The organism is Brachybacterium sp. J144, from assembly GCF_036321705.1.
In the GTDB taxonomy this organism is placed as follows: Bacteria; Actinomycetota; Actinomycetes; order Actinomycetales; family Dermabacteraceae; genus Brachybacterium.
On sequence record NZ_JAZDCG010000022.1, the window covers coordinates 222,213 to 247,317 of the forward strand.

General features: G+C 73.7%; 16 protein-coding genes and 1 tRNA gene. 9 read left to right on the forward strand and 8 right to left on the reverse strand.

Going from position 1 to position 25,105, the window contains the following annotated elements:
• Positions 1-34 precede the first annotated feature (34 nt).
• Entirely contained in the window at positions 35-3,028 is a 2,994-nt protein-coding gene (locus V1260_RS08595) for a glycoside hydrolase family 2 TIM barrel-domain containing protein (RefSeq protein WP_329746401.1), read from the reverse strand.
• Positions 3,029-3,386: 358 nt separating this feature from the next.
• Here V1260_RS08595 and V1260_RS08600 point away from each other — a divergent pair, with 358 nt between their 5' ends.
• A complete protein-coding gene (locus V1260_RS08600; protein ID WP_329746402.1) occupies positions 3,387-4,937 on the forward strand; it encodes a DUF3375 domain-containing protein in 1,551 nt (516 codons plus the stop codon).
• On the opposite strand, the gene V1260_RS08605 is transcribed toward V1260_RS08600, so the two are convergent.
• Together V1260_RS08605 and V1260_RS08610 are read right to left on the reverse strand one after the other, a co-directional pair.
• The gene (locus V1260_RS08605) at positions 4,907-5,377 is read right to left on the reverse strand and encodes an MGMT family protein (RefSeq protein WP_329746403.1); all 471 of its coding nucleotides are present in this window, start codon (positions 5,375-5,377) and stop codon (positions 4,907-4,909) included. The genes V1260_RS08600 and V1260_RS08605 overlap by 31 nt on opposite strands.
• A gap of 98 nt (positions 5,378-5,475) precedes the next feature.
• Positions 5,476-6,861, reverse strand: a complete 1,386-nt coding sequence (locus V1260_RS08610; RefSeq protein ID WP_329746404.1) for a hypothetical protein — start codon at positions 6,859-6,861, stop codon at positions 5,476-5,478.
• A gap of 160 nt (positions 6,862-7,021) precedes the next feature.
• On the opposite strand from V1260_RS08610, the gene V1260_RS08615 reads away from it, so the two are divergent.
• From V1260_RS08615 to V1260_RS08645, 7 genes are all read left to right on the forward strand, one after another.
• Positions 7,022-7,705 (forward strand): DUF4194 domain-containing protein, encoded by a 684-nt coding sequence (locus V1260_RS08615; protein WP_329746405.1) that lies wholly within the window; start codon positions 7,022-7,024, stop codon positions 7,703-7,705.
• 167 nt (positions 7,706-7,872) lie between these two features.
• The gene (locus V1260_RS08620; protein ID WP_329746406.1) at positions 7,873-8,943 is read left to right on the forward strand and encodes an ABC transporter substrate-binding protein; all 1,071 of its coding nucleotides are present in this window, start codon (positions 7,873-7,875) and stop codon (positions 8,941-8,943) included.
• A gap of 4 nt (positions 8,944-8,947) precedes the next feature.
• Positions 8,948-9,946, forward strand: a complete 999-nt coding sequence (locus V1260_RS08625; protein ID WP_329746407.1) for a FecCD family ABC transporter permease — start codon at positions 8,948-8,950, stop codon at positions 9,944-9,946.
• On the forward strand, positions 9,943-10,983 hold the full coding sequence (locus V1260_RS08630) for a FecCD family ABC transporter permease (protein ID WP_329746408.1): 1,041 nt from the start codon (positions 9,943-9,945) through the stop codon (positions 10,981-10,983). The genes V1260_RS08625 and V1260_RS08630 overlap by 4 nt, the downstream gene beginning before the upstream one ends.
• 4 nt (positions 10,984-10,987) lie before the next feature.
• On the forward strand, positions 10,988-12,928 hold the full coding sequence (locus V1260_RS08635; RefSeq protein ID WP_329746409.1) for an SIP domain-containing protein: 1,941 nt from the start codon (positions 10,988-10,990) through the stop codon (positions 12,926-12,928).
• Between the two features lie 343 nt (positions 12,929-13,271).
• Positions 13,272-16,658: an ATP-binding protein gene (locus V1260_RS08640; RefSeq protein WP_329746410.1), complete on the forward strand. Its 3,387-nt coding sequence runs from the start codon at positions 13,272-13,274 to the stop codon at positions 16,656-16,658.
• A gap of 143 nt (positions 16,659-16,801) precedes the next feature.
• Positions 16,802-17,311 (forward strand): hypothetical protein, encoded by a 510-nt coding sequence (locus tag V1260_RS08645; protein WP_329746411.1) that lies wholly within the window; start codon positions 16,802-16,804, stop codon positions 17,309-17,311.
• Here V1260_RS08645 and V1260_RS08650 read toward each other — a convergent pair.
• Entirely contained in the window at positions 17,274-18,944 is a 1,671-nt protein-coding gene (locus V1260_RS08650; RefSeq protein WP_329746412.1) for a maltokinase N-terminal cap-like domain-containing protein, read from the reverse strand. The genes V1260_RS08645 and V1260_RS08650 overlap by 38 nt on opposite strands.
• Before the next feature lie 66 nt (positions 18,945-19,010).
• Here V1260_RS08650 and V1260_RS08655 point away from each other — a divergent pair, with 66 nt between their 5' ends.
• Positions 19,011-20,972 (forward strand): Ig-like domain-containing protein, encoded by a 1,962-nt coding sequence (locus tag V1260_RS08655; protein ID WP_329746413.1) that lies wholly within the window; start codon positions 19,011-19,013, stop codon positions 20,970-20,972.
• Between the two features lie 24 nt (positions 20,973-20,996).
• Here the strand turns inward: V1260_RS08655 and V1260_RS08660 are convergent, their stop codons facing one another.
• The 4 genes from V1260_RS08660 to V1260_RS08675 all read right to left on the reverse strand — a co-directional run bounded on the left by V1260_RS08660 (position 20,997) and on the right by V1260_RS08675 (position 25,047).
• Complete coding sequence (locus V1260_RS08660; protein WP_329746414.1) at positions 20,997-21,608, reverse strand: LytR C-terminal domain-containing protein; 612 nt, start codon at positions 21,606-21,608, stop codon at positions 20,997-20,999.
• 1 nt (position 21,609) lies between these two features.
• Entirely contained in the window at positions 21,610-23,019 is a 1,410-nt protein-coding gene (locus tag V1260_RS08665) for a beta-N-acetylhexosaminidase (protein WP_329746415.1), read from the reverse strand.
• Positions 23,020-23,381: 362 nt separating this feature from the next.
• Positions 23,382-24,530: a C40 family peptidase gene (locus V1260_RS08670; protein WP_329746416.1), complete on the reverse strand. Its 1,149-nt coding sequence runs from the start codon at positions 24,528-24,530 to the stop codon at positions 23,382-23,384.
• Positions 24,531-24,973: 443 nt separating this feature from the next.
• Positions 24,974-25,047 (reverse strand) — tRNA-Pro (locus V1260_RS08675).
• Positions 25,048-25,105 lie beyond the last annotated feature (58 nt).

The following is a 25,105-nucleotide window of genomic DNA, read 5'->3' on the forward strand; positions in this document are numbered from 1 at the left end:
GGCCCCCAGGCTATCGGTCCCGAGGGAGCGGGCCTCAGCCGCGGTGCGGCGCGAGGCGGAACGAGAAGGTCTCCTCCCGCGGCGAGAGCACGTACTGCGGCAGCGGGATCGGGCCGCACGCCGCGGAGCCGACGCCCTGCAGCGCCGCCGACAGCGTCACCCAGGTGCGGCCGTCGGCTCGCAGCGCGCCGTCGTGGTCCGTCGCGTCGAGCTCCGCGGTGGACCAGGGCCGGACCGCGAGGCCCAGACCCTGCGGAGCACGCAGCTCGAGACCGCCGGCCGGGGCGTCGAGCACGGCCCGGACCACGCCCGCCCGGTTGCCGTTCTCCTGCGGGAAGACGTACGGCACCTGCAGGTCCGCGACGCTCGAGCGGTGGGTGCCGAAGGTGGTGCCGCCGCCGGTGTCCGGATAGGACTCGTGCGGGCCGTAGCCGTCGTACTCGACCTCGCCCGGCGCGCCGGAGAGCGCGAGAGTCCAGCCGATCCGCGGCATCGGCAGGTCCTCGCGCCAGGTCGACGAGGGGGTGATCGTCACCGTGACCTCGACGGCGTCGGCATCCCCGCGCCAGCGCTCGAGGACGTCGGCGCCGATCGCGCTGCCGTCGAGGCCGAGACGGCTGCGGATCACCAGCTCCTCGCCGTCGGCGGCGATGTCGACCAGCCGCCGACGCGCCACGTCCAGCCCGATCCGCTTCCAGCGCGCCTCGAGCGGGTAGCGGGTGCGGGCACGCTCGTTGTCGACCGGCGCCCGGTAGAGGTCCGCGTAGGAGTGCTCGACCGCGAGGTCCCCGAGGGCGACGAGGCGCCCCAGGTCGTCGAAGCGGGCGGGGCCCAGCGACCACGAGCCGTCCTCCGCCAACACAGGGGCGACGGCCGGTGCGGGGGCCGGGGCGGACTCGGCGGCGAGCCGCTCGGCGTCCACGTGGTCCGCGGCGACGATGAGATGTCCGGCGGGCAGCGGGCCCTCCGGCTCCCGCTGCAGGACGCGCACCACGACGGCGGCCGACGCCTCGCCGGGCAGGGCCAGGTCCGCCTCCGCGCCCGGGGCGATCGCGGGCAGCTCGAGCGGGGTCCAGCTGCGCTGGCCGTCGCGTGAGACCTCGGCCCGCAGGTGGGCGAGGTCGCGGAAGGCGTAGCGGTTGCGGATCCGCACCCGGTCCGGCGCGACCGAGAGGCCGACGGGGGAGTAGTGGTGCTTCGCGTCGAGCAGCGCGGGCGAGGGGGTGCGGTCGGGGAGCACGAGGCCGTCGGCCACGAAGTTGCCGTCGTGCAGGCGCTCGCCGAAGTCGCCGCCGTAGCCGTAGATCTCGTTCCCGTCGGAGTCGGTGGTGACGAGGCCGTGGTCGATCCACTCCCAGATGAAGCCGCCGTGCAGCGCGGGATAGCGCTCAGTGAGCTCCATGTACTCCTTCAGCGAGCCCGCGCCGTTGCCCATGGCGTGCGCGAACTCGATCCACAGGAAGGGCTTGGTGAGCGCCGGCGGATCCGTGAAGTGGCCGTCGGGGACGTCGAGCGCGAAGCCGCGCAGCATGTCGGTGAGCTTCTGCTGGTACTCCTCGCTCAGCGCGCGGCGACCGATCTGCTCAGACTCGTCGACGGTCGAGTACATGAGCGAGAAGACGTCGACGTACTCGGCGGCGTAGTCCTGCTCGTAGCTCACCGGGCGGGTCGGATCGGTCTCGCGCACCGCGGCCACCATCGCCTCGGTGACCGGACCGGAGGCCGCCTCGTTGCCGATCGACCACAGGACGATCGAGGCGTGGTTGCGGTCGCGGCGGACGAAGCGGCGGCTGCGCTCCTCGAGCGACTCCCGGAACAGCGGATTGCGGGCGGGACCCTCCGCGGCGCCCGAGCCGTCCTCCCCCCACGTCGAGTCGGCGTGGAAGCCGTGGGTCTCGAAGTCGCCCTCGCAGATCACGTACAGACCCAGCTCGTCGCACACGTCGAGGAAGCGCTGGTGCGGCGGGTAGTGGGAGGTGCGCACGGCGTTGAGGTTGTGCTGCTTCATGAGCTGCACGTCGAGGTCCTGGTTCGCGAGGTGCTGGGTGCGGCCGACGACCGGGTCCGCCTCGTGGCGGTTCACGCCGCGGAAGACGATCCGCTCGCCGTTGACCCGGAAGATGTCGCCGTCGATCTCGACGCGGCGGAAGCCGAGGCGGAGGGTGACGGTCTCCGCGCCGTCGGCGGTGGTGACGGTCGCGTCGTAGAGCGTCGGCGTCTCGGCGCTCCACGGGTCGACGGCACCGACGGCGATCGCCGTGCCGTCGGCCGCGGCCTCGAGGCCGAGCGCGGGCACACGGATCGTCGCGGGGACCAGCTCTCCGTCGACCCCGTAGGCGGACGCGGTGAGGAGGCCCTCCCCGGTCGCGGGGTCGAAGTCCGCGTGGGTGACGAGGTCGTGGATCCCGCCGGCGGGGCGCAGCAGCAGGTCGACGCTGCGGAAGATCCCTGAGGCCCACCACATGTCCTGGTCCTCGACATAGGTGTTGACCGACCACTGCACGACCCGCACGTCGAGGCGGTGGCCGCCCTCGGGGGTGGGCGCGGCGAGCGCGTCCGTGACGTCGAACTCCTGGGTGAGGCGGGAGCCGGCGGTCACGCCGATCTCCGCGCCGTCGATCCAGACCTTGGCCGCGGAGTCCACGCCCTGGAAGCGCAGCAGGATCCGGGCACCGGCGGCGAGCTGCTCCGCCCACTCGGCGGGGACGGGGAGCGTGCGCGAGTAGTGACCGGTCGGGTTCTCGTCCGGCACGTGCGGCACGTCGCGCGGGATGGGGTAGATGACGTTGGTGTACTGCGGGGCGCCGTAGCCCTGCAGCTGCCACAGTCCCGGTACCTCGATCGGGGCGGGCTCGCCGAGGCCCGTGCCGTCGGCCCGCTGGCCGTAGCGGAAGTCCCAGGTGCCGTCGAGGGAGAGCACGGGCGCGTCGGTGCTCAGGTGGGCGCGTCCGGCCAGGCGGCTGCGACCGGCCGGCAGCTCCTCCCACCAGCGGTCGGTGCGGTCAGAGGTCGGGAGGGGTGTGCTCATCGGTGAGTCTCCTGGCAGTCGCGAGGCGTGAACGTTCACGGATGAGTGTATCGAGGGATCGGGCGGCGCGCGCCGGACCTGGCCGACGGTCCCGGGGCCGTCGCTCCTCAGGTCCCGTCGCTTCCGCCCCGCTCCGGTCCCGCGCCGCCGAGTGCTGCCTTTGGACCGCCTCGGGGCTGCGGTGACGGTCCAAAGGCAGCACTCGGTGTGGCTTCGGGGCGGGGCGTGGCCATCGGCCGGGGGTGTGGCCATGGGGCTGGCCTGACGACGAGCCAGGGGCGTCACCACCAGGCCGGCCGGCACGTCGCCGCGGCGCCGTGCCACGACGCGCCGCCGCGCCTGGCTAGACTCGCTCCTCGTGACCACGACCGAGCCGAACCGGTGGACCGACCGCCGCAGCGACGCCGTGTCCGCGCGCAAGGAGGCCTACGAGCAGCTGCGTCGGGCCAGCACCTGGCGCTTGCTCGCCGCGACCAAGGCACCCGCCGTCCTTGCGATCCTGCAGGCCACCTTCCCCGCGGGCGACCGGCGCCTGCCGCGCAGCGAGCTCATCGCCCGCGTCGGCGCGCATCTCGCGCTGCTCCACGACGAGGACGAGCACCGGGCCGACGGCGCCGGGATCGAGGAGGACTCCGACCTCGGGGAGGGCCGCGCCGGGCGCAGCGCCGCCGAGTACGTCGACGGCTGGGTCCGCGAGGGCTACCTGACCCGTCGCGACGACCCGCAGCGCACCGAGACCACCTTCGAGCCGTCCCCGGCCACGATCGACGCGATCCAGTTCATCGCGTCGCTCGAGGAGCATCGGCGCACCACCACCGAGTCGCGCCTGCAGCTCGTCGTGCAGCAGTTCGAGCGGCTCGCCGAGGAGACCGAGACCGACCGGGATGTGCGCCTGGCCGACCTGCAGCGCCGCCGCGAGAGCATCGAGCGGGAGATCCGCGACCTCGCCGAGGGCGAGCTGATGCTGCCCAGCCCCGAGGCCTCCGTCGACCGCCTGCGGGACATCCTGCAGATCGCGGCCGAGCTCTCGGGGGACTTCCTCCAGTACCGCGAGGACCTGCGCGCCGTCGACCTGCACCTGCGCGAGCAGATCCTCTCCCCGGAGTCCTCGCGCGGCGAGATCCTCGAGCAGCTCCTCGCGGGCGACGACCTGCTGGGGCAGTCCACCGTGGGCCGCACCTTCACCGCTTTCTTCCGGATGCTCAACGACCCGGTGCAGACCCGCACCACCCAGGACCTCGTCGACCGGCTCCTCGAGCGTGACTTCGCCCGCTCCCTCGGCCGGGCCGAGCGGGAGAGGCTCGCGAACGTCTTCAGCGACCTCTACGAGCCGGCGCAGGAGGTGCTCGACGTCAAGACGGAGCTCTACCGCTCGCTGGCCCGCTTCGTGCGCTCCCAGGATTTCCGCCAGCACCGCGTGTTGCTCGAGGCGCTCCAGGAGGCGCAGGGCGTGGCCCTCGCGCAGAAGGACGAGGTGTCCACGCGGGCGCCCTTCGGCCTCGAGCTCGACCTCTCGCGGGTGCGGCTGTCCTCCGTCGCCCAGCACCGGCTCAAGGACCCCACCGATCCGGGCGCGCCCGCCGAGGCAGAGGTGCACGATGCGACCTCGCTCAGCGTCGAGGTGCTCGCCGACCTGGTCCGCACCAACGACATCGACCTCGTCGGCCTCACCTCCCATGTCAACGACGTCCGCGGCCGCGCGGGCCAGGCGTCGATCGGCGAGGTGCTGCGGGAGCGGCCGGCCGAGCAGGGCCTCGCGAGCGTGATCGGGCTGATGTTCCTGGCCACCTCCCACGCCCAGGAGCGCGAGGGGTCCACCGAGATCGTCACCTGGCGCGAGCTGGACGGACGCGACTACGCGGCGCGGATCCCCGCCTACTACTTCCTGGACGACCTGCCCGTGGAGTGAACGGGCGGGGTCGAGATCGACTCAGCTCCAGCCGCAGCCTCAGCCTCAGCCTCAGCCGTGGTCTCGAGTTCCGCGAGCGCGGGCGCGGCGTCGGCGCGCAGCTGCTCGAGATCCGCGCCGTAGCGGCTCATCCGGCATCCCAGCCCGTTGGGCTTCAGCTCGATGCCCTCCCGCTCCCAGTGGGGGAGCGCCCGGGCCAGCAGCGGATGGTCGCCGTAGCTGTTGGTCACCCGCCACCACGGCACCGACGAGCCCCAGGTGCCCATGATCCGGCCCACGAGCCGCGGGCCGACGCCGACGATCGCGCCCACCTCGCCGTAGGCGACCACGCGCCCGGCGGGGATCGCCTCGACCACGCGCAGCACGCGCTCGACGGTGAGGTCGTCCATGCGGGTGCGCGGGCCGGGGGAGTGCGCGCGGGGAGCAGGGTCGGCGGGCATGCCGGTCAGTGTGGCACGGGCGCGCACGCGAGGAGGGGCGCCGACGGCAGGTCGTCCCTGCCCCCGGCGCCCCTCGTCGTCAGGTCGCTCCGCCGCGGTCAGCGACGGGGCTGCTCGCCGTCCTCAGGCGGGACGATGCCGTCCTCGGTCCCGTCCGGGCCCTCGGGGGCGCGGAACTCGGGGTCGGCCGACGCGCGGTCGCGGGACGTGTGATCGCGGTCCGCGTAGCCCTCCTCCGCCTGGCGGACCTCCACGGCTTCGGCACCGTACTGGCCGTCGCCATGGGGCGAGGGGCGCGTGCCCTCGTGTGCCGGCCGTATGTCCTGCCCCTCGGTCGACTCGAGGTGGTCGAACACCGGGGTCCCGCCGTCCTGCTCCTCCGGGGGCATGCCGCGGTGCCGGGGGGCGGGGCGGTCCGTCTGCCCCTCCTCGCCGACCGCCGACGTGCCCGCCGCGGCGGGCGTCCCGGCACCGTGGTGCTCGGGGCCGTCGTGGCTCCCGACGTGCTCCTCGCGGGAGTCGGTGCGCTGCTCGTCGCGGACTCGGTCCTGGGCGTGCAGATCGCCCTGCGTGTCGCGAACGACGTCGGGGTTGTCGGCCGCGGAGCCGACCCACGGGCCGTCGTCCCGGCGATCGACGGAGCGGTCCCCGGTCACGCCGTCGCGCGTCACGCCGTCGTCCTGTCGTGCATCGGGGCGACCCTCACGACGGTCTGCGGAGCCTCCGGCAGCGGCACCCCCGACGGCGCCCGCCCCGGCGGCCGATCCGGCGCCGTGACGCTGACGGTCGGCACGGTCGGCATAGTCGGTGCCGTCGTCGCCGCGTCCGAGGTCGTCCCGGCGTCCGAGGTCCTCGTCGCGGGCAGGAACCTCCTCGCGCGGATCGCCGCGGTGGCCTCCGGCGGGGTGCTCCTCGGCGTGCTGATCACCGCGGTGCGCGGCCTCTCGGCCGGCGCGGTCCTCGGACCGCTCCTCGTGCGTCGCCGCGGCGGCACCGCCTGCGATCGCGGGCTCGGCGCCCGCTCCGGCCGCGGTGCCCGCTCCGGAGGTGCCGGCGGTGCCGCGCTGCTCGGGATCGGGAGTACCGGGATCGGGAGTGTCGGGGTCGAGCCGGTCGGCCTCGGCGAGCCGCTCCTGCACCGAGGGGCGGTCCTTCTCCACGGCGGCGCGCTGCTCCTCGGCCTCGGCGCGGCGGCGCTCCGCCGCGATCTGCTCCTGCTCGGCCTCCTTGACCTTGCGCTCGGCCTCCAGACGGGCGCGATCGGCCTCGAGCTCGGTCTCGCGGGCGGCGAGATCACGATCCTGGACGGCCTTCTCCTGTGCTCGCGCCTCGTCACGCAGCTCGGCGGCGCGTTGGCGGTCCGCCGCCTGCTGGGCCTCGCGCCGCTTCCGGGCGCCGAGCAGGCCGAGCACGACGGCCAGGACGATCACGAGGATCACCACCACGACCAGGACGATGATGAGAAGAATGGGGATGTCGGACATGGTCGCTCCTTGCCGTCGGTCCCCGGCCCATCCGGGTCGGGGAGGCATCACGGGATGCCCCTGCATTCCACCAAACACCGTCGCCGTGGTCACGGCTTTCGGGGAAATCGACCGGGGGCGAGCCTCGGCGGGGCGGTGCGCGCCGGTAGGGTAGGGAGCCGTGACGAGCACCGGAATCCGCCCCGATAGCGATGCGCAGGACCAGCTGCAGCAGGTCGATGCCGCCCCCACCGCCCCCGGCTCGGCCCTGGTCGACGAGTCGCGCCGCGTCCTGGTGCACCTCCTGCAGGGCCCCTATCTCGACGGACGCCGCGACCCCACCCGCTACGCGCAGCTGCTGCGCGACCGGGCCGCGCTCGAGCGTCGCCTCGAGGACCTCTTCCTCGAGCTCGTCGTCGACGACGACGCCCAGGTCGCCTTCGTGCGGCAGAGCGAGGACGATCCCGACGCCCCGAAGCTGCTGCGCCGCCTGACGGGCCTGAACCGGCTGGACTCGGTGCTGCTGCTGGTGCTGCGTCAGATGCTGCTGACCCAGTCCTCCCGCGGTCAGCGCACCGTCGTCTCCGAGGCAGAGCTGCAGCAGGCGCTCGCCGCCTACCGCCGCACCACCTCGACCGACGAGGCCGGTTTCGCCAAAGAGGTGCGGGCCGCGATCGCGAAGCTGCAGCGCGCGGGGCTGCTCGACGAGCAGGGCGACGACTACGAGGTCTCCCCGGTGCTGCGCCTGATGATCGGGCCCGACACGGCGCGCGAGTTCATCGAGCTGTACCGCCAGGCAGGCGTCGGCGGCCTCGAGGACCCGGCGGACGCCGACGCGGCCGACGAGGACGGCGCGCAGGACTAACGCGCCGTCGCTGTTGCCGTCGTGCCCCGGTGTCACCCGCCGCGGCGCGCCGTCGCCGACGTGATCCGCGCCGCATCGGCGCCCAGCAATTGAGCAACGTCGTTCGCGCGTAATAAGGTCAGGCTCGCCTCACCCCCGCTCCCGGGGGTCCGTCGACAAGGACAGCCATGACCCCGTCCCTCTCGCGCCGCTCCGTGGTGCTCACCGCTCTCGCCCTGCCCGCGCTCGCCGCCTGCAGCCCCGACGGCACCGCCACCGGCACCGGCTCCACTGCGTCCGATGCAGGGTCCGATGCGGGCTCCGCCGCGAGCGGCGCCTTCCCCGTGACGGTCGAGCACCTCTACGGGACCACCGAGATCGCCGCGGCGCCGACCCGCATCGCGACCGTCTCCTGGGTCAACGGCGACACCGTCCTGGCGCTGGGCATCGTCCCCGTCGGCCTGCCGCTGGTCGAGTGGGGCGGCAACGCCAACTCCTCCACCGACTGGAACGACGCGAAGCTCGAGGAGCTGGGCGCCGCCTGGGGCGGCGAGAACGCTCCCACCACGTACTCCGAGGCCGACGGCGTCAACACCGACGAGATCGCCGCGCTCACCCCCGACCTCATCGTCGCCGCCTACTCGGGCCTCACCGAGGAGGAGTACGCGACCCTCTCCAAGATCGCCCCCACCATCGGCCCCCTCGCGGCGAACTACACCGCCTCCTGGGAGGACGTCCTCACCGCCGTCGGCACCGCGACCGGCCGCAGCGAGGAGGCCAGCGCGCTCGTCGACCAGCTCACCGCTGATCTCGCGGCCGTCGGCGAGGAGAACCCGGAGGTCGCCGACTCGACCTTCATCGCCGGCAACCTCTCGCTGTCCGACCACCTGATCTCGATCTACTCGGGTGAGGACACCCGCCCCCGCTTCTTCACGGCGCTCGGCATGACCCAGGCCGAGGTGGTCACCGAGAACACCGCCGACGAGAGCACCTTCTACTTCGAGTGGTCCGCCGAGCGCGCCGACGAGCTCGTCTCCGACGTCTTCTACACCTGGGCCGCCGCCGGCGACACCGTCGAGACCTTCCAGCAGGACTCGCTCTTCTCCACCATCCCCGCGGTCGCCTCCGGCGCGCTGGTGCTCACGGCCGACGACCACCAGACCCTGTCGGTCTCCGCGGCGAGCGCCCTGAGCATCCCGTGGGCGCTCGAGAACGTCGTCCCCTCCGTGGTCGAGGCCGCGAAGACCGCACGGGCCTGAGCCTGTGCCCTCTCGCGCCACCGCACTCGCGATCGCCGGCTGCCTCGTGCTGCTGGCGATCGCGTGCGCGCTGTCGCTCCTGGTCGGGGCGCGCTCCATGCCGCCGGGCGCGGCCTGGCAGGCCCTCGTCGCCTTCGACGCGGACAGTGCTGACCATGCGGTGGTGCTCTCGCGCCTCCAGCGCACCCTCACCGGCCTCGCGGTCGGCGTCGCCCTGGCCCTGGCCGGCGCCGCCCTGCAGGGCATGACCCGCAACCCCCTCGCCGATCCCGGCATCCTGGGGCTGAACGCCGGGGCCGCCGCCGTGGTGGCCCTCGCCGTCTACGTGCTGTCGATCTCCCGGGTCGCCGAGTTCATGGTCGCCGGCTTCGTCGGGGCCGCGCTCGCCGCCGTCGTCGTCTACGCGATCGCTGCCGCGAGCCGCAGCGGCGCGACCCCCGTGACCCTCGCGATCGCGGGCGCCGCGGTCACCGCGGGACTCGGCTCCGTGGTCCACGGCCTCGTGCTCCTGGACCAGGGGGCGCTGGACCGCATGCGCATGTGGCAGGTCGGTACGCTCGGCGCGCGCGACCTCGGGGACCTCGCCGCCGTCACCCCGGTCCTGGTGCTCGGCGCGGCGATCGTGCTGCTCGGCGCCCGCTCGCTGAACGCCCTCGCACTGGGGGACGACGCCGCGACCGGGCTCGGCGTGCACGTCGGGCGGGTGCGGGTGCTCCTCGGGATCGGGATCGTGCTCCTGGTCGGGGCGGCGGTCTCGCTCGCCGGCCCCATCGGCTTCCTCGGCCTCGTCGTCCCGCATGCGGTCCGTCTCGTGGTCGGTTCCGACCACCGCCGGCTGCTGCCGCTCAGCGCGGTCGCGGGGCCGACGGTGCTGCTGCTCGCCGATGTCGTCGGCCGTGTCATCGCCCCGCCCGCGGAGGTGCAGGTGGGCGTGATGACCGCGCTGCTGGGCGTGCCCGTCTTCCTGCTCCTGATCCGCACCCGGAAGCGGGTCTCGCTGTGACCGCCGCCGCCTCCGCCGCGCGGCCCCGGCGCCGCGTCCTGCTGCTCGGCGCCGGACTGCTCACCGCCGTGCTCGTCCTGGTCGTGGCGCGCGTGCTGCTGGGCACCCCCTTCGTCTACGCCGACCTCGCGGTGCGGGTGCTGCTCGGGGAGGACGTGCCCGGAGTGTCCTTCATCGTGCTCGACGACCGGCTCCCGGCGGCGCTGGTCGGCGTGCTCGCCGGCGCCTCCTTCGGGCTCTCCGGCACCGTCTTCCAGACCCTGCTGCGCAATCCGCTCGCGAGCCCCGACGTGATCGGGGTGAGCCTCGGCTCCTCCGCCGCCGCAGTGTTCGCTCTCGCCGTCCTCGACGCGCAGGGCCTGACCCTGTTCTGGTGGACCCTGCTGGGCGGGCTCGCCACCGCGCTGCTGGTGCTGTGGGTCGCACGCGCCCACCGGGCCGGCGGTGCGGGCGCCGGCGGGGCCGGGGCGGTCGACGACCGCTTCGTGCTCGTCGGCATCGGCGTGGCCGCCGCGCTCACCGCGCTCATCCAGTACCTGCTCAGCCGCATGCCGACGCAGCGAGCGGGAGATGCGATGCACTGGCTCGTCGGCTCGCTCTCCGGGGCCACCTGGCCGCGCCTCGCGGTGCTCGCCGGGGCCCTCTGCGTGCTCGTGCCGCTGCTCGCCCTGCTGCTCGGCCGACTGCGGATCCTGCAGCTCGGCGACGACACCGCCACGAGCCTCGGCCTGCCGGTCCCCGCGACCCGCATCGCCCTGGTCGTCGTCGGCGTGCTGCTCTCCGCCCTGCCGGTCGCGGTCGCCGGACCCCTCGCCTTCGTTGCGTTCCTCTCCGGGCCGATCGCCCGGATGCTCGCGGGGAGGCCCAGCGTGCCGCTCGCGGCGCTCGTCGGGGCGGTGCTCGTGCTCGCGGCCGACGTCGCCGGGCAGAACCTCTTCGGCCGTATCGACCTCGCGGCCGGCGTCATCACGGGAGCGCTCGGAGCGCCGTTCCTGCTCTGGATGCTCGTGCGCTCCGCCGCCGGATCGGGAAGGTGATCCCATGGCCCAGCTGACCGCCCGCTCCCTCCACCTCGCCTACGACCGCCGCGTCATCGTCGAGGACCTCGACCTCACCCTGCCCGAGGGGCGGGTGACGATGATCGTCGGCGCCAACGGGTCGGGGAAGTCGACCCTGCTGCGCGGGCTCTCGCGCCTGCTGCCGCCCCGCGGCGGACAGGTGCTGCTCGACGGCGCCGACATCCACGCCCTCCGCGGCAAGGACCTCGCCCGGCGGCTAGGCCTGCTGCCCCAGTCGCCGATCCCCCCCGACGGTGTGACCGTTCGCGAGCTCGTCACCCGCGGCCGCTACCCCCACCAGGGGCTGTTCCCGCAGTGGACGACGGAGGACGAGCAGGCCGTCGCCGAGGCCCTCGAGGTGACCCGCACCGCCGAGCTCTCCGGACGGCTGCTCGACGAGCTCTCCGGCGGCCAGCGCCAGCGCGTGTGGATCGCCATGGCCCTCGCCCAGCGCACCGACGTGCTCCTGCTCGACGAGCCGACCACCTTCCTCGACGTGACCCATCAGCTCGAGGTGCTCGACGTGGTCCGGGAACTGAACCGGACGCGCGGCACGACCGTGGGCATCGTCCTGCACGACCTCAACCTCGCCGCGCGCTACGCCGACCACCTGGTCGCCGTCGCGGGCGGCGCGATCCACTCCGAGGGCAGCCCGCGCGCGGTGATCACCGCGCCGATGGTGCGTGAAGTCTTCGCGCTCGACGCCCTGATCACGCCCGACCCCGTCACGGGCACTCCGATGGTGCTGCCGCTCGCCCGCGGCGCTGTCACCGCCCCCGACTCCGACCCCGAGGAGCGCACCATGACTACCACCGCCACCGCCACGCAGGACCGCGCCGACCAGGACGCCCCCGGTGCCGACGCCGCCCCGGAGGGCGGGGAGGAGCAGGGCGCGGAGGAGCAGAGCGGGGAGCAGCAGAGCGTGCTGCTGCCCGCGATCGAGGCGAGTCCGCAGCTGGCCTTCCCGCTCACCGTCGGCGCCCGCCGCATGGTGGGCCGGAATCTCGTGCGGCTCACCCTCACCGGCCCGCACCTGCGCCACTTCGGGGTGAACGGGCCGCTGCTCGACCTGCGCGTGAAGCTGATCATCCCGGGGCCTGCGGCGCGCTCGGACCTCTTCGCGGCGCTGCGCCCCGAGGCGCTCGCCGATCCCGACCGCTTCGACGGCTGGTACCGCGACTGGCTGCAGGTCGAGCCGGCCGAGCGCGGATGGATGCGCACCTACTCGATCCGCGAACTGCGCGGTGCGGGGCATCCGGGCAACCTCGGCCCCGATCCCGAGCTCGACCTCGACATGGTGCTGCACCTCGAGCAGCCCGAGGTCCCGGGTCGCGGCGTGGCGGCGCGCTGGGCCGCATCCGCCCAGGTGGGCGACGAGATCACCCTGCTCGGCCCGAACCGCCACCTGCTCGCCCCGGACTACCCGGGCATCGAGTTCCGTCCCGGCACCGCGCGGCGCCTGCTGCTCGCCGGGGACGAGACGGCGCTCCCCGCGATCTGCGCGATCCTCGAGTCGCTGCCCGAGAGCTTCACCGGTCACGCGCTGATCGAGGTCCCGCACGAGGACGACGCGCAGCGGGTGCTCACCCGCTCGGGCGTCGAGATCTCGTGGCTCGCCCGGGGCGACGCCCCGCACGGCACGCTGCTGGACCCCGCGGTGCGGACCCTCCTCGAGGAGCGGCCGGAGCTGTGTCAGGACTGCTCGGTGGGCCCGGCCCGGGCCGGGGAGGCCTTCGAGGAGGTCGACCCCGACGCGGTGATCCTCTGGGAGACCACCGAGGGCGTGGGCCCGTTCTACGCCTGGCTCGCCGGGGAGGCGAAGGTGATCACCACGTTGCGGCGTCACCTCGTCAAGGAGCTCGGGGTGGATCGGAAGCAGGTCTCCTTCATGGGCTACTGGCGCGTGGGGCGTGCCGAAGGCTGATCGGGAACCACGCCCGACCCCCGAGGCCGCCCACCCCACCCCACCCCCGAAGCCCACCGGTTACCGACGGGTCATGTGCAGCGGTGTTCCCGGAGGGGAACGGAGATGCACATGACTTCTTGGTCACCATGTGTGGCGCGCTCCGGCGGGAGCTCGCGTGCTCATCGGGCGGGGGCGGGCTCCTGCAGGGCCTCCATCGCCGCGCGCAGGGTGACCTCGAGCGGGGTGTGATCCTCACCGAGCGAGGCGTATCTCGTGCACATGGCTCGCGCGCAGGCGCGCGACCTCGGCCTCGCGCCGGGTCGAGCGGGCTGAGGGCCGCGCAGCGACTACCCTTGCCCGGGTGGAGACCGACGCGACGACCCTCGACCTGCCCGGTGTGACCGCCCCCGAGGCCGGGGCCGCCGAGGTGCAGACCGACCCCGCCCACCCGCATCCCGGGCAGTGGCGGCTCACCCACGTGCAGGTCTCCAACTGGGGCACCTTCCACGGCACCCACGACCTCGTGATCTCCCCCAAGGGCTTTTTCCTCACCGGCGGCCCCGGCACCGGCAAGTCCACGCTGCTGGACGCGATCAGCGCGCTGCTCACCCCTCCGCGCACGCTGCAGTTCAACGCCGCCGCCTCCGACGCCGGCCCCGCCCGGTCGAAGTACCGCCGCACCGTGGCGAGCTATGTGCGCGGCGCCTGGGCGATGCACTACGACCAGGCCACCGGCGAGTTCAGTCAGGAGGTGCTGCGCGATCGCACGACCCTCAGCGTCGTCACCCTGCGTTACTCGGACGGGAAGGGCGGCACCGTCCAGCTCTCCCGCCTGCTGCTCCTCCACGCCGGACACAGCGCCGACAGCGACGTGAAGAGCCTCTACGTCGTCGCCCGCACCCCGCTGGATGTCGCCGACCTGCGCCAGTTCGTCTCCACCCAGATCGAGGGCAAGGCGCTCGAGGCCGCCCACCCCGGCACCCAGACCTTCCGCCAGTTCCGCGAGTACCGTGCCGCCTTCTCGCAGCTGCTCGGCATCCCCGACGAGAAGGCGCTCGGTCTGCTGCACAAGATCCAGTCCGCCAAGGAGCTCGGCGACGTCAACGCCCTGCTGCGCGACTACATGCTCGACGCGCCGCGCACCTTCGACCTCGCCGACCAGGCCCTCGCCAACTTCCAGAACCTCTCCGAGGTGCACGAGGCGCTGGTCACCGCGCGGGAGCAGCGTGACCTGCTGCGCGGCCTGCGCACCTCCCACGAGGACTGGACCGCCATGCGCGAGCGCGGCGGGGAGCTCGTGGACCGCCGCGGGGACATCGACGTCTTCGCCGCCCACCACCTGGTGCGCCTGCTCGGGGAGGAGTCCGGGCGCCTCCAGCTCGAGCGCGACTCCCTCGGCGCCCAGCAGCGCCGGCTGACCCAGGACGTCGCCGAGGCCCGCGGCGACCTCGCCCAGCTCAAGGAGCAGCGCAAGCGCGCCGGCGGCGGCGAGATCGACGACTGGAAGCAGCAGATCGCCGGCCTCGAGGTCGAGCGGGAGCGACGCCGCGAGCGGGCCACCGAGTTCGCCGCGCAGCTCGCCACCGTCGAACTGCGCACCCCCGCGGGAGAGGATATGTTCCTCGCCCTGCAGCGCGAGGTCGCCACCCTGCGCGAGCAGCTCGACCAGGAGGAGAAGGGGGCCGACACGGCCCGCTGGGAGGCCGAGGCGCAGGTCCGCGAGCTGAGCACCGCACTCGCCCGGACCAAGGAGGAGCTCGCCTCCCTCACCACGCGCGCCTCGAACCTCCACTCCGAGGACATCGCCCTGCGCGACCACATCGCCGCCGAGGTCGGGATCGCCCCGACCGAGCTGCCCTTCGCCGCCGAGCTGCTGCAGGTGCGCAGCGGCGAGGAGGAGTGGACCGCCGCCGCCGAGCAGGCGCTGCGGGGCCTCGCGCGCTCGATCCTCGTGCCCGACCGGGTCTACCGCGAGGTCGCCGCGGTCATCGACCGCACCAAGCTGCGCCGCCGCATCTCCTACAACCGGGTCAACACCGACCTGCGCCGGCCCGCCCGCAGCCTCGATCCGCGCACCCTCGCCGCGAAGCTCGACGTGAAGGACGGCGAGTTCCACACCTGGCTCACCGGGGAGATCGCCGCGCGGATGGACTACACCTGCGCGGACACGCTCGAGGAGTTCACCCGCCTGAACCGGGCCGTGCTCCGCTCGGGCCAGATCAAGCACTCCGCCTCCCGGCACGAGAAGAACGCCGACCGCCAGATCAACGACCGCTCCCAGTGGGTGCTCGGCTTCGACAACCGCGCGAAGCGGGCGGTCTTCGAGCAGGAGCGCACCCGCGCCGAACAGGCCCTCTTCGAGGCGCAGGCCCGCCGCAAGGACGTCGAGGCCGAGCGCGAGCGGCGCCGGGAACGGCTCTTCGCCCTCCAGGCCATCGCGGCCGTCACCTGGGACGACATCGACGCCGCCTCCGTCGCCCGGCGCGTCGCGAACCTGCGCGACATGGTCCGCGCGGCCGAGGACGGCTCCGCCGCCCTGACCGAGCTGGCCCGCCAGATCGAGGAGGTCGAGCGCTCGATCGCCGAGAGCGACGAGGAACTGCTCGAGGTGGTGCGCTCGGCCGGCAAGCTCGGCGAGCAGGCCGATCGGGCCGCGGAGCGCCTCGCCGCCGCTCGCGAGCGGATCGCCGAGTCGAGCCTCGCCCCGGAGGTCGAGGAAGAACTCGCCGGACGCTTCGCCGCGATCGCGCCCACGCTCCTCATCTCGAACATCGACCAGGTCACCAAGGACGCCTCGGCGACCCTCGACGCCGAGCTGATGGCCCTGACCCGGCGCACCTCCCGGGCGGAGGAGGACATCCGCACCGCCATGCGCGAGTTCTCCCGCCGCTGGCCCGCGCAGGCCGGGGACACCGCACCGGGCCTCGAGTCCGCGGGGGACTACCTCGAGATCCTGCGCGGCATCGAGGAGGAGAAGCTGCCCGAGGTCGAGGACCGCTTCTTCGAGTTCTTCACCGGCAACACCCTCGGGGACGTGCAGGCCCTCGCGACCGCCATCGCGCGCGAGCCCGCCGAGATCCGCAAGCGCCTGCAGCGGATCAACGCGCTGCTCGCCCAGGTCGAGTTCCACGCCGGCCGCTACCTGCAGCTGTCGATGCGACCGGTGCACCTGGCGGCGCTCGACGAGTTCCGCAGCGCCCTCGAGGGCGCCGTCGCGGACACGGCGCTGAACGACATCAGCCGGGACCGCGAGCTGGCCGAGGAGCGCTTCGAGTCGCTGCGCCACCTGATGGACATGATCGGCGCGGCCCGGACCCGCGACGACCAGGTCTCCCGGGTGATCCTCGACGTGCGCCGTCACGTCCACTTCCACGCCGAGGAGGTCGACGCGGCGGGCACGGTGGTCCATGCCCACGAGTCCGGCGGCCCGCTCTCCGGCGGCCAGAACGAGCGCCTGACCACCTTCTGCCTCGCCGCGGCGCTGCGCTACCAGCTCGCCGGCACCGGCCAGGAGGTCCCGCGCTACGCCCCGATCATCATCGACGAGGCCTTCTCCAAGGGCGCGGGCAAGTTCATCACCGCCGCGATGGAGTCCTTCCGCCACTTCGGGTTCCAGGTGATCCTCGCCAACCCCGGCAAGAACCCCCAGGCCCTCGCCCCCTTCATCGGCGGCGTGGGCGTCGTCTCGATCCGGCAGGACCGCTACTCGCAGGTCGCCCCCGTGGAGTTCGTGCCCGTCGACGCATGAGTCGGGCGGGGAGCGCCATGGGGAGTTCTCCCCATCGGCACTCCCCGGCCCCTCCCGCTACCCTGGACGCCGATCGTCCTGCGGGGCGGTGACCAGCAGGAAGCACGTCCCCGCCGGGGACGTCGGGCGAGAGGTGGACGAGGATGTCAGCCCTGCGCGCCGCGAGCCAGGACACCGTCCCCACCCAGGACGAGACCCACGAACGCATCCGCGACCTGCTCGGGGCCGTCACCACCGCCCTGCTCGAGGAGCAGCCGGAACTGATCGCCTTCGAGGACCGCCGCCCCCAGCGGGACCGCTCCTCGGGGGAGTCCTGGCACGGGGTGGGGACCCTCTGCCACGTCAGCCCCCTCCTCGCCTCCCACGGCGCCCCGCGGCCCGCGGACGCGCACACCGAGGACCTGGTCGAGGTGGTCCACTCCGTCGCGAGCCTGCGCGGGATGCGCCGGCACCGCGATCTGGACGGCGCGGCGAGCCGCGGCGCGAGCTGGATCGACGAGGCCGGCGACCGGCTGGACCTGGTGGTCGGGGTGCGCGTCGCCGTGCGCGCCATCAGCGCCCCGTTCCTGCCCGGCTCGCTCTCGCCGGTCACGACGACGAGCCCGCCCTCGCCGATCAGCCCGCTGACCCCTCCGCCGCGGCCGCTGCGCTGATCCGCGCGAGCGCGGTGAGCGGGATCGGCAGCCAGTCGGGACGGTTCCGCGCCTCGTAGAGCGCTTCGTAGACGGCCTTGTCGGCCTCGAGCGCGGCGAGCAGCACGCGGAGTGACGGGGCGGACAGGTCCGTCCCCGACTGCTGAGAGTAGCCCGCGAGGAAGGCCTCCCTCGCCCGCAGCGCCCAGGCCTCGGCCGATGTCGCCTGGGCGCTCTCCCCAGGGGCGCTCTCCGCATAGGCGCCCTCTCTATCGGCGCCCTCCCCATCGGCGCCCTCCGCGCGGGCGTCGCGGGCCACGGCGCCCGCGGCGTAGTCGAGGCTGCGCAGCATCCCCGCCACGTCCCGCAGGGGGCTGTCCGGGCGGGAGCGCTCGACGAGCGGTCGCAGCGGCTCGCCCTCGAAGTCCAGCAGCACCCAGCCCCGCTCGGGGACCAGCAGCACCTGTCCCAGGTGCAGGTCGCCGTGGATCCGCTGCAGCGCGGGCCACGGCTGCTCGGCCGCAGAGTCGAGCAGCGCCCCGATCGCGGCGGCGTGCTCCGCGACCTGCGGCAGCTCGGCGGCGACCGTCCGCAGGCGCTCCCGCAGGGTCCGGACCACCTCGGCGGTCAGGGCGGGATCCGCGGGCGCCGACGGATCGGCCGGGGCGGTGCCGAGGGCGCGCGCGAGATCCGCGTGCACCTCCGCGACCGTCGCGCCGAGCGCCCCGATGGCGTCGGTGACGTCCTCGCCCGCCGCGGCCCAGCGCAGCGCGGCCCGCCAGGCGTCCTCGACCCCGGGCAGGAACTCCTGGGCGAGGAGGGCATCGGCCACCAGGTCCCCGCAGCGCAGCCGGGCCGAGCCCCGCAGCGCGGGCACGCGGGTGCTGCCGGCCCGGGCGAGCGCCTCCTGGAGCACGATGTCCGGGTTCTCGCCGTGCTGCAGGAGACGGAACAGTTTGAGGATCAGCGGCGGAGCGCCCTCGGTCTCGACGATCATCGAGGTGTTCGACTGCTCGCCGGCGAGCAGTCTCGAGGTCATCGCGCGCCCGAAGGGCAGCGGGGCGTCCGGATCGGGTCGGCGCACCGTGAGCGCGAGGGAGTCGCCGAGCGCGCCGTCGCCGGAGAGCAGGGTCGCCACGAGAGCGGCACGGCCGTCCACGTCCCGCAGGGCGTCGTCGAAGCGCAGCGGCCCACCCGGGACGGCGAGCACCGCGATCTCGGCACCCTCCTCCGCGGGAGCCGACGCGGCGGGTCGGAGCACCAGCGGCACCTGGTAGAGGGCGGTGTGCGCGGCCGCGCCCGGAGCACCGTCGGCGTCCGGGTCCGCCCCGGTGGCCCCGTCGGACGCGTCCACCCCGGCAGCCGCGTCGGCGGGCGTCGTCGGCCCCACCACGACCACCGTGAGCAGCACCGCATGGTCCGGGGCGACGCGGAGCGGCGCCCACCCGCGCACGGCGACCGTCGGCGTCGTCGCACCCTTGTGCGCATACCAGCGCTGCCGCGGCATCCAGGCGGCGAGCTGCGCGGCGAGCTCCTCGAGCAGCTCGTCGAGGGGCGGCAGCGCCGTCGCGTCGAGGAACGGGAGAACCTCCCCGGGGGCGTCGACGACCTCGTCGAGGGGGCTGATGGGCGCGGAGGAGCTCGGCTCGGCCATGGTCCCACTCTAGGGCGCGGAGGCCGTCCCCGTGGGCGTCCGGGGCGGGCTTGCTACGCTGGCCGGGTGCTCGAGCCGACGCCGCGACCGGTCCCGTGCCGCCCGTGGCGTCGGGCGACGCGGCGCGGCGCCTGCCTCGGTGCCGCGCTCGTGCTCGTCCTCTCCGCCCCGCTCTCCGCCTCGGCACTCGGCGAGGACGGCCCCTTCGAGTTCCCGGCCGCGACCAGCACCGTGCAGATCGTCGCCGGGGCCGTCACCCGCATCCCGCTGGTCGCCCTGATCGAGGACGCGGCGGAGCCCGAGGTCGACATGACCTCCGCCCGGCTCTCCATCCCCCAGGACCTCACCGAGGCGGAGCGGGCCCTCATGACCCTCGGCGAGGGCGGCCGCAGCCTCGCCGTGGACGGCGAGGGCACCTGGACCCTGCTCGAGCAGTCCCTGGTCTTCACCCCGCTCGCCGGGGTCGACGGGCCGAGCACCCCCGTCGGCCTGACCGTCGCGGGCTTCCACGACACCCGCTCCCTGCCGCTCGTGCTGACCCCGGAGATGCTCCCGCTCGAGCAGGTCGCGATGCACGGCTCCGCGGGCGTCCCCGTGAGCCTCGACCTCACCGAGCCCGTCCCCGAGGGCGGCTCCCGGCGCCTCGAGCTCGCGGGGCTGCCCGAGGGCTCGGCCGCGGTCGCCGACGGCAGCCGGGTGATCGTCCCCGACCAGGGCACCTGGCAGCTCTCGGCCGACGGCACCGTGCTCACCCACACGCCGACGGGCACGCCGCTGGGACGGCAGGTCGACCCGGTGCGCGTGGTCGACGAGGACTCCGAGGGCGCGGTGGTCCGCTCGTCCGAGGTGACCCTCACCGTCCCGATCATCTCCGACCTCGACTGGTCCGCCCCGTACGGCGAGGACATCCAGTTCGTGGTGGGGGAGGGGCAGCAGTTCGTGGATCCCGCGACCCTGCGGCTCGTGCCGCTGCCGGGCGAGCCCGCGACGCGCGCCTCGGCCGACGGACTGCGCGTGGAGGTGCCCGGGCAGGGCACCTGGACCCTCGACCGGGACACGGCCACGGTGCGCTTCCGCCCCGAGAGCGCCGACGTGGTCGAGACCGCCCCCATGGGCATCACCGGGAGCGACGGGGCCGGAGCCGTGGCCGACACCGCCCTGCTCTACACCGCCTATCCCGTCATGCTCCACCGTAGCCTCGCCCAGGTGCCCGGTGTCGATCTGCAGTTCGACCTGCGGGCCGGGGTGCGGGACATCCTCTCGGACTCGCTCCGCTTCGATCCCGCCCAGGTTCCCGACGGGGCGGAGCTCTCCGCCGACGGGCTGACCCTCGTGGTCCCCGGCGAGGGCAGCTGGCGGATCGACCTCGACAGCCGGGTGGTGGTGATGACCCCGGAGGAGGGTTTCCTCGGGGTCGCGAGCCCCGTCGGCCTCACCGCGCAGAGCGCCTACGCCGATAACTCCACCACCGCGACGCTGACCGCGACGGTGGCCCAGGAGGTCCCGACCCTCCGCGATGACGAGCAGCGCACCGCGCCCGGCGTCCCGGTCACCCTCGATGTGCTCGGCAACGACACCGCGGGCAGCGGCTCGGCCCCGCTCGAGAACTCGACCCTGCGGATCGGCTCGCTCTCGGCGACCAACCTCTCCGAGCTCGAGAACCATCGCGGCACGCGCCTGGTGGTGCCCGATGAGGGCGTATACACGGTCGACGAGAACGGGGCGATCACCTTCACCCCCGAGGAGGGCTTCACCGGGCGCACCAGCCCGGTGACCTACTTCGTGGAGGACAGCGCCGGGGTCCCGGCCTCGGCGAGTTTCGTGGTCGAGGTCGATCCGGAGATCGGCACCGGAGCGGAGTCCCCCGAGGTCACCGGGATCAACAGCCTCCTGGTGGGGCTCATGCCCAGCTCCCCGGCGACCTCGGTGGTGTTCGGGACGATCGTGATGCTCCTGCTGTACGGCGGGGGAGCGGCCCTGTGGATCGGCTCGCGGCTCGAGTCCGATCGCCGCGCCTGGGAGGACTGAGAGTCCTCCGGTGCCGCCGCCCGCTCAGCCCGCCGCGCAGCCCTCCGGAGCCGCGGCCGGTTCGGCGAGGGCCGCGTTCGCCGCCGCCTCCTCGGTGAGGTTCGAGATGCCCTCGCCGAGCAGCAGGTCCACCGCGGTGCCCTCGCGGTCGTCGAGGCGCAGCTCCGCCTCGCCCACCTGCGCCTGCACGGACAGGGCCGCCAGATAGCCCTCCGGGCCGTACACGATGGTCGCGCGCGCCCCGGCCTTCGAGGTGTTCCCGGTCTCGGCGACCGTGTAGCCGCGGGCGGTGAGATCCTCGGCGATACGACCCGCGAAGCCGCTGCGGGAGGTGCCGTTCAGCACCGTGACCTGGACGTCCGCGGGTTCCAGGGGGAGTGCCCCGGGCTCCGGGCAGGTGACCTCGCCGGCCCCCGTGCCGAAGGTCTTCTCGGCGATCACCCCGGGTTCCGCGGGCGGGGTGCGCAGTTCCTGCAGGGCGTAGGCGCCCACGGCGACGAGCGCGAGGGCGACCACGGAGAAGAACACCAGCTGCGTCAGGCGCAGGCGGCGGATGCGCCGCACCCGCTGGTCGCGGCGGCGCACATCGTCGGAGGAGCGCCCGTAGGGGTGGGCGTCGTGGTGCGAGCTGGGCATGTCAGTCCAGGGGGCGGTAGCGCACGCCGAAGGCGTCCAGGCGCGGCAGGTGCGCGCGCAGGCGCTCCTCGAACTCGGCATAGCTCTGGCGCGGCGATCCCCAGGCCCGCTCGGCGAGGGCGCACATGCGCGGGAACGCCATGTACTGCACGTGCTCCGCATCGGGCATGTACTCGGTCCACAGCTGGCCCTGGAGGCCGATCAGCAGGCCCTCCTGGTCCTCGGTGAGCTTCTTCGGGGAGAACTCCGCGGTGTAGACGTCCTTCACCGTGGTGTGCCCGCCGATGGCGAGCGGCTCGTCGGCGGGGTCGCCCTGGTAGTGGTCGAAATAGGTGTGCTCGTTGTTCGCGATGATGGTGCGGAAGCCGCGGGAGGTCGCGGTGGCGAGGCCGTTGCCGTGGCGCCAGTTCATGATCACGGTGTCGTCCGGGAGGTGGCTCTCGAGCACCTCGTCCCAGGCGATGACCTTTTTGCCGTGCTCGGCGAGGACGTCGGCGGCGAACTGGGTGTAGCGGCCCTGGATCTCGGAGACGCGGGTGAGGCCCCACTCGTTCATCCGAGCGCGGGCAGCGGAGGAGCGCTCCCACTCGGTGCGCGGGCACTCGTCCCCGCCGATGTGCACGTAGGGGGCCGGGAAGATCTCGGCGACCTGGGTGAGCACGTCACGCACGAAGTCGAAGGCGGTGTCGGAGACGCCGAGCACGTGGTCGGAGATGCCCCACACCTCACGCACGCCGAGCCGCTGCTCGGGGAAGTTGCCGAGCTCGGGGTAGGCGGCGATCGCCGCCTGCATGTGGCCCGGGAGGTCCACCTCGGGGACGATCATGATCCCGCGGCGGCGCGCGTATTCGACGAGGCCGCGCATCTCGTCCTGGGAGTAGGAGCCGCCGTGCGAGGTCTCGTCGAACTCCCACGACTCCTCGTCGCCACTCATGTGCCCCTTCAGGGTGCGGCTGCGCCAGGCCCCGACCTCGGTCAGACGCGGGTAGCCGCGGATCTCGAGCCGCCAGCCCTGGTCGTCGGTGAGGTGCAGATGGAGGATGTTCAAGCGGTGCAGCGCCATGACGTCCAGCAGCGTCTCGATCTCGCCGACGGGCAGGAAGTGCCGGGACACGTCGAGGTGCATGCCGCGCCAGGCGTACTGCGGGTGGTCGTGGATCGTCACGCAGGGGATCGAGGTGCCGGCGCCGGTGAGGATCTGGGCGAAGGTGTTGCGGCCGTCGGCGAGGGCGGCCTCGCTGCCCGCCGCCAGGTTCGCCCCGGAGGGGGAGATGGTCAGCGAGTACTCGGTGCGCGGCAGGTCCTCGCTCAGACCCACCGACAGCTCGCCCCAGGGATCGGACGTCTCCCAGACCCCCTCGGACCAGAGGACGGACTGGGGGAGCGGGACGAGGGCGATCGGATCCGGCATGGAGCACTCCTGGACTGCGGCGTCGGCGGTGTATCCGGGGCGGAGACGACGAACGGCCCCACCCCGAGGATCGTGTCCCAGTCTGCCACGATGCCCGTGCCCGCGGAGCCGCGTGCCGGAGGCTGCGGAGCCGCGTGCGCGCACGAGGCGGCCCGTCCGATGCCTCCCGCGACCGGCCCGGCTCACCGGGCCCGGCCCGGTTGCGGGGAGAGCCACTCCCCGATCGACTGCGGACAGCAGGAGGCCCGGTCGGTGCTGGGCCGACCGGGCCTCCTCACGGGTCCTGCTCCTTCCCGGTGACGCTCACGCGTCGAGCAGGTCGCCGTGGACCGGGTGCTGCGACCCGGAGTCCTCCGCGGGGATCAGCGGTAGGTCACGAACACGTGCGGCGAGTTCCAGATCGACCGCTCCATGACCCGCTGGCGCGAGTTCGAGGCGTCGATGATCTTGCCGTTGCCCGCGTAGATCCCGATGTGCCCGTAGTTGCCCGCGGTGAAGGCGACGAGGTCGCCGGGCTTCGCCTCGGACTGCGAGATGATCCGCCCGCCGAAGGTGTAGCCCTTGGCGGTCTTGCGCGAGATGTCCACGCCGGCCTGGTTGTAGGCGTAGTGGATCAGGCCCGAGCAGTCGAAGCCGCTCGACGGGGAGCTGCCGCCCCACGTGTAGCCGACGCCGATCTGCGAGCGGGCGGCGGAGACGATCGCCGCGCCGTCGAAGGAGCTCGACGAGGAGCCGGAGCTCGAGGAGCCCGAGCTCGAGGAGGGCGCCGAGTCGCGATCGGAGTCGCGGCTCGCGGTCTCGGTGATGCGCTGGCCCGAGCTGAGAGCGTTCCAGGTCTTCGGACCCACCACGCCGTCCACACCGATCCCCGCCGAGGCCTGCAGGTTCCGCACGGCCTTGAGGGTCGCGGGGCCGAACTTGCCGTCCACGGTGAGCGACGCGCCCGAGGCGTTCAGCTGCTGCTGCAGGGTGCGCACGGCGTCGCCGCGCGAGCCGCTGCGCAGCTTCGGCTGCGAGGAGGAGGAGCCGGAGGCGCCGGTGGCGGGGGCGCTCGTGCTCCCGCCGGCGAGGGCGCTCCAGGTCTTCGGGCCCACGACGCCGTCCACGCCGATGCCGGCGGCGCTCTGCTGGCTCTTCACGGCCCGCAGGGTCGCGGGACCGAACTTGCCGTCGACCGAGATCGACTCGCCGCGATCGCGCAGGCGCTGCTGGAGGTCCTCGACGGCATCGCCGCGGGAGCCGAGGCGGAGCTTGACGTTCGCGTAGGGCGAGGCGGCGGGGGCGGTCGCGGCGGCCGGAGCCGAGCCCGCGGCCGGAGCGGCGATCGGGGCGGCAGGGGCGGGGGCCTGCGCGGTGGCGGCCTCCGCACCGGCGAGCACGGCAGTCGCGGAGACGGCGCCGAGGGCGGCGACACCTCCGACTCCCTTGCCGACCGGGGCCACCAGCCCGCGGTAGTCGATGACGGCCCGGCCGGGTGCCCGGTGGGTGCGTCGTGGGGCGGTCCGGAACATGGAGTGTGCCTCTCTCCGTCGCCGCGCAGAAGTCGCCCGAGATCGGGCGGGGGAGCTGCGCCCGTCACCGAGGGGAAGTGGAGGAAGCGTCCGGACCGGTGACGGGAAGGCGGCGGCACGGCGGGTGCCCCACCACTGGCGGCACCGCCGCTCACTGTATGTGGAGGGAATGTGCGGGTGACCAGGGACTTGGGACGCATGATGGGTGCCCTTTGCGAAGATTTTGCACAAAGAGGTGACAAATCGTTGTGTCGCTCTCGCATTTCGGACATCGGCGTGGTAACTACAGCTGTGTAATTCGCGAGGGTGCACGCCAGGGTGCGCGCCCTTGCTGTGGGCGATTTCTCCGCCATGTCCAGTGCGCGCCGACGGGTACATGGGGGTGGATGACGAGAAGGGCCGTGGCGCGTCACATGACGCTCCACGGCCCTTCATCTCTCCGGTCGGGGTGACAGGATTTGAACCTGCGACCTCCTCGTCCCGAACGAGGCGCGCTACCAAGCTGCGCCACACCCCGGAAGTCCTGCGGTACTACAGCGGGCCGCGTGAGCGGCTCACCGAGGAGAAACCTTAGC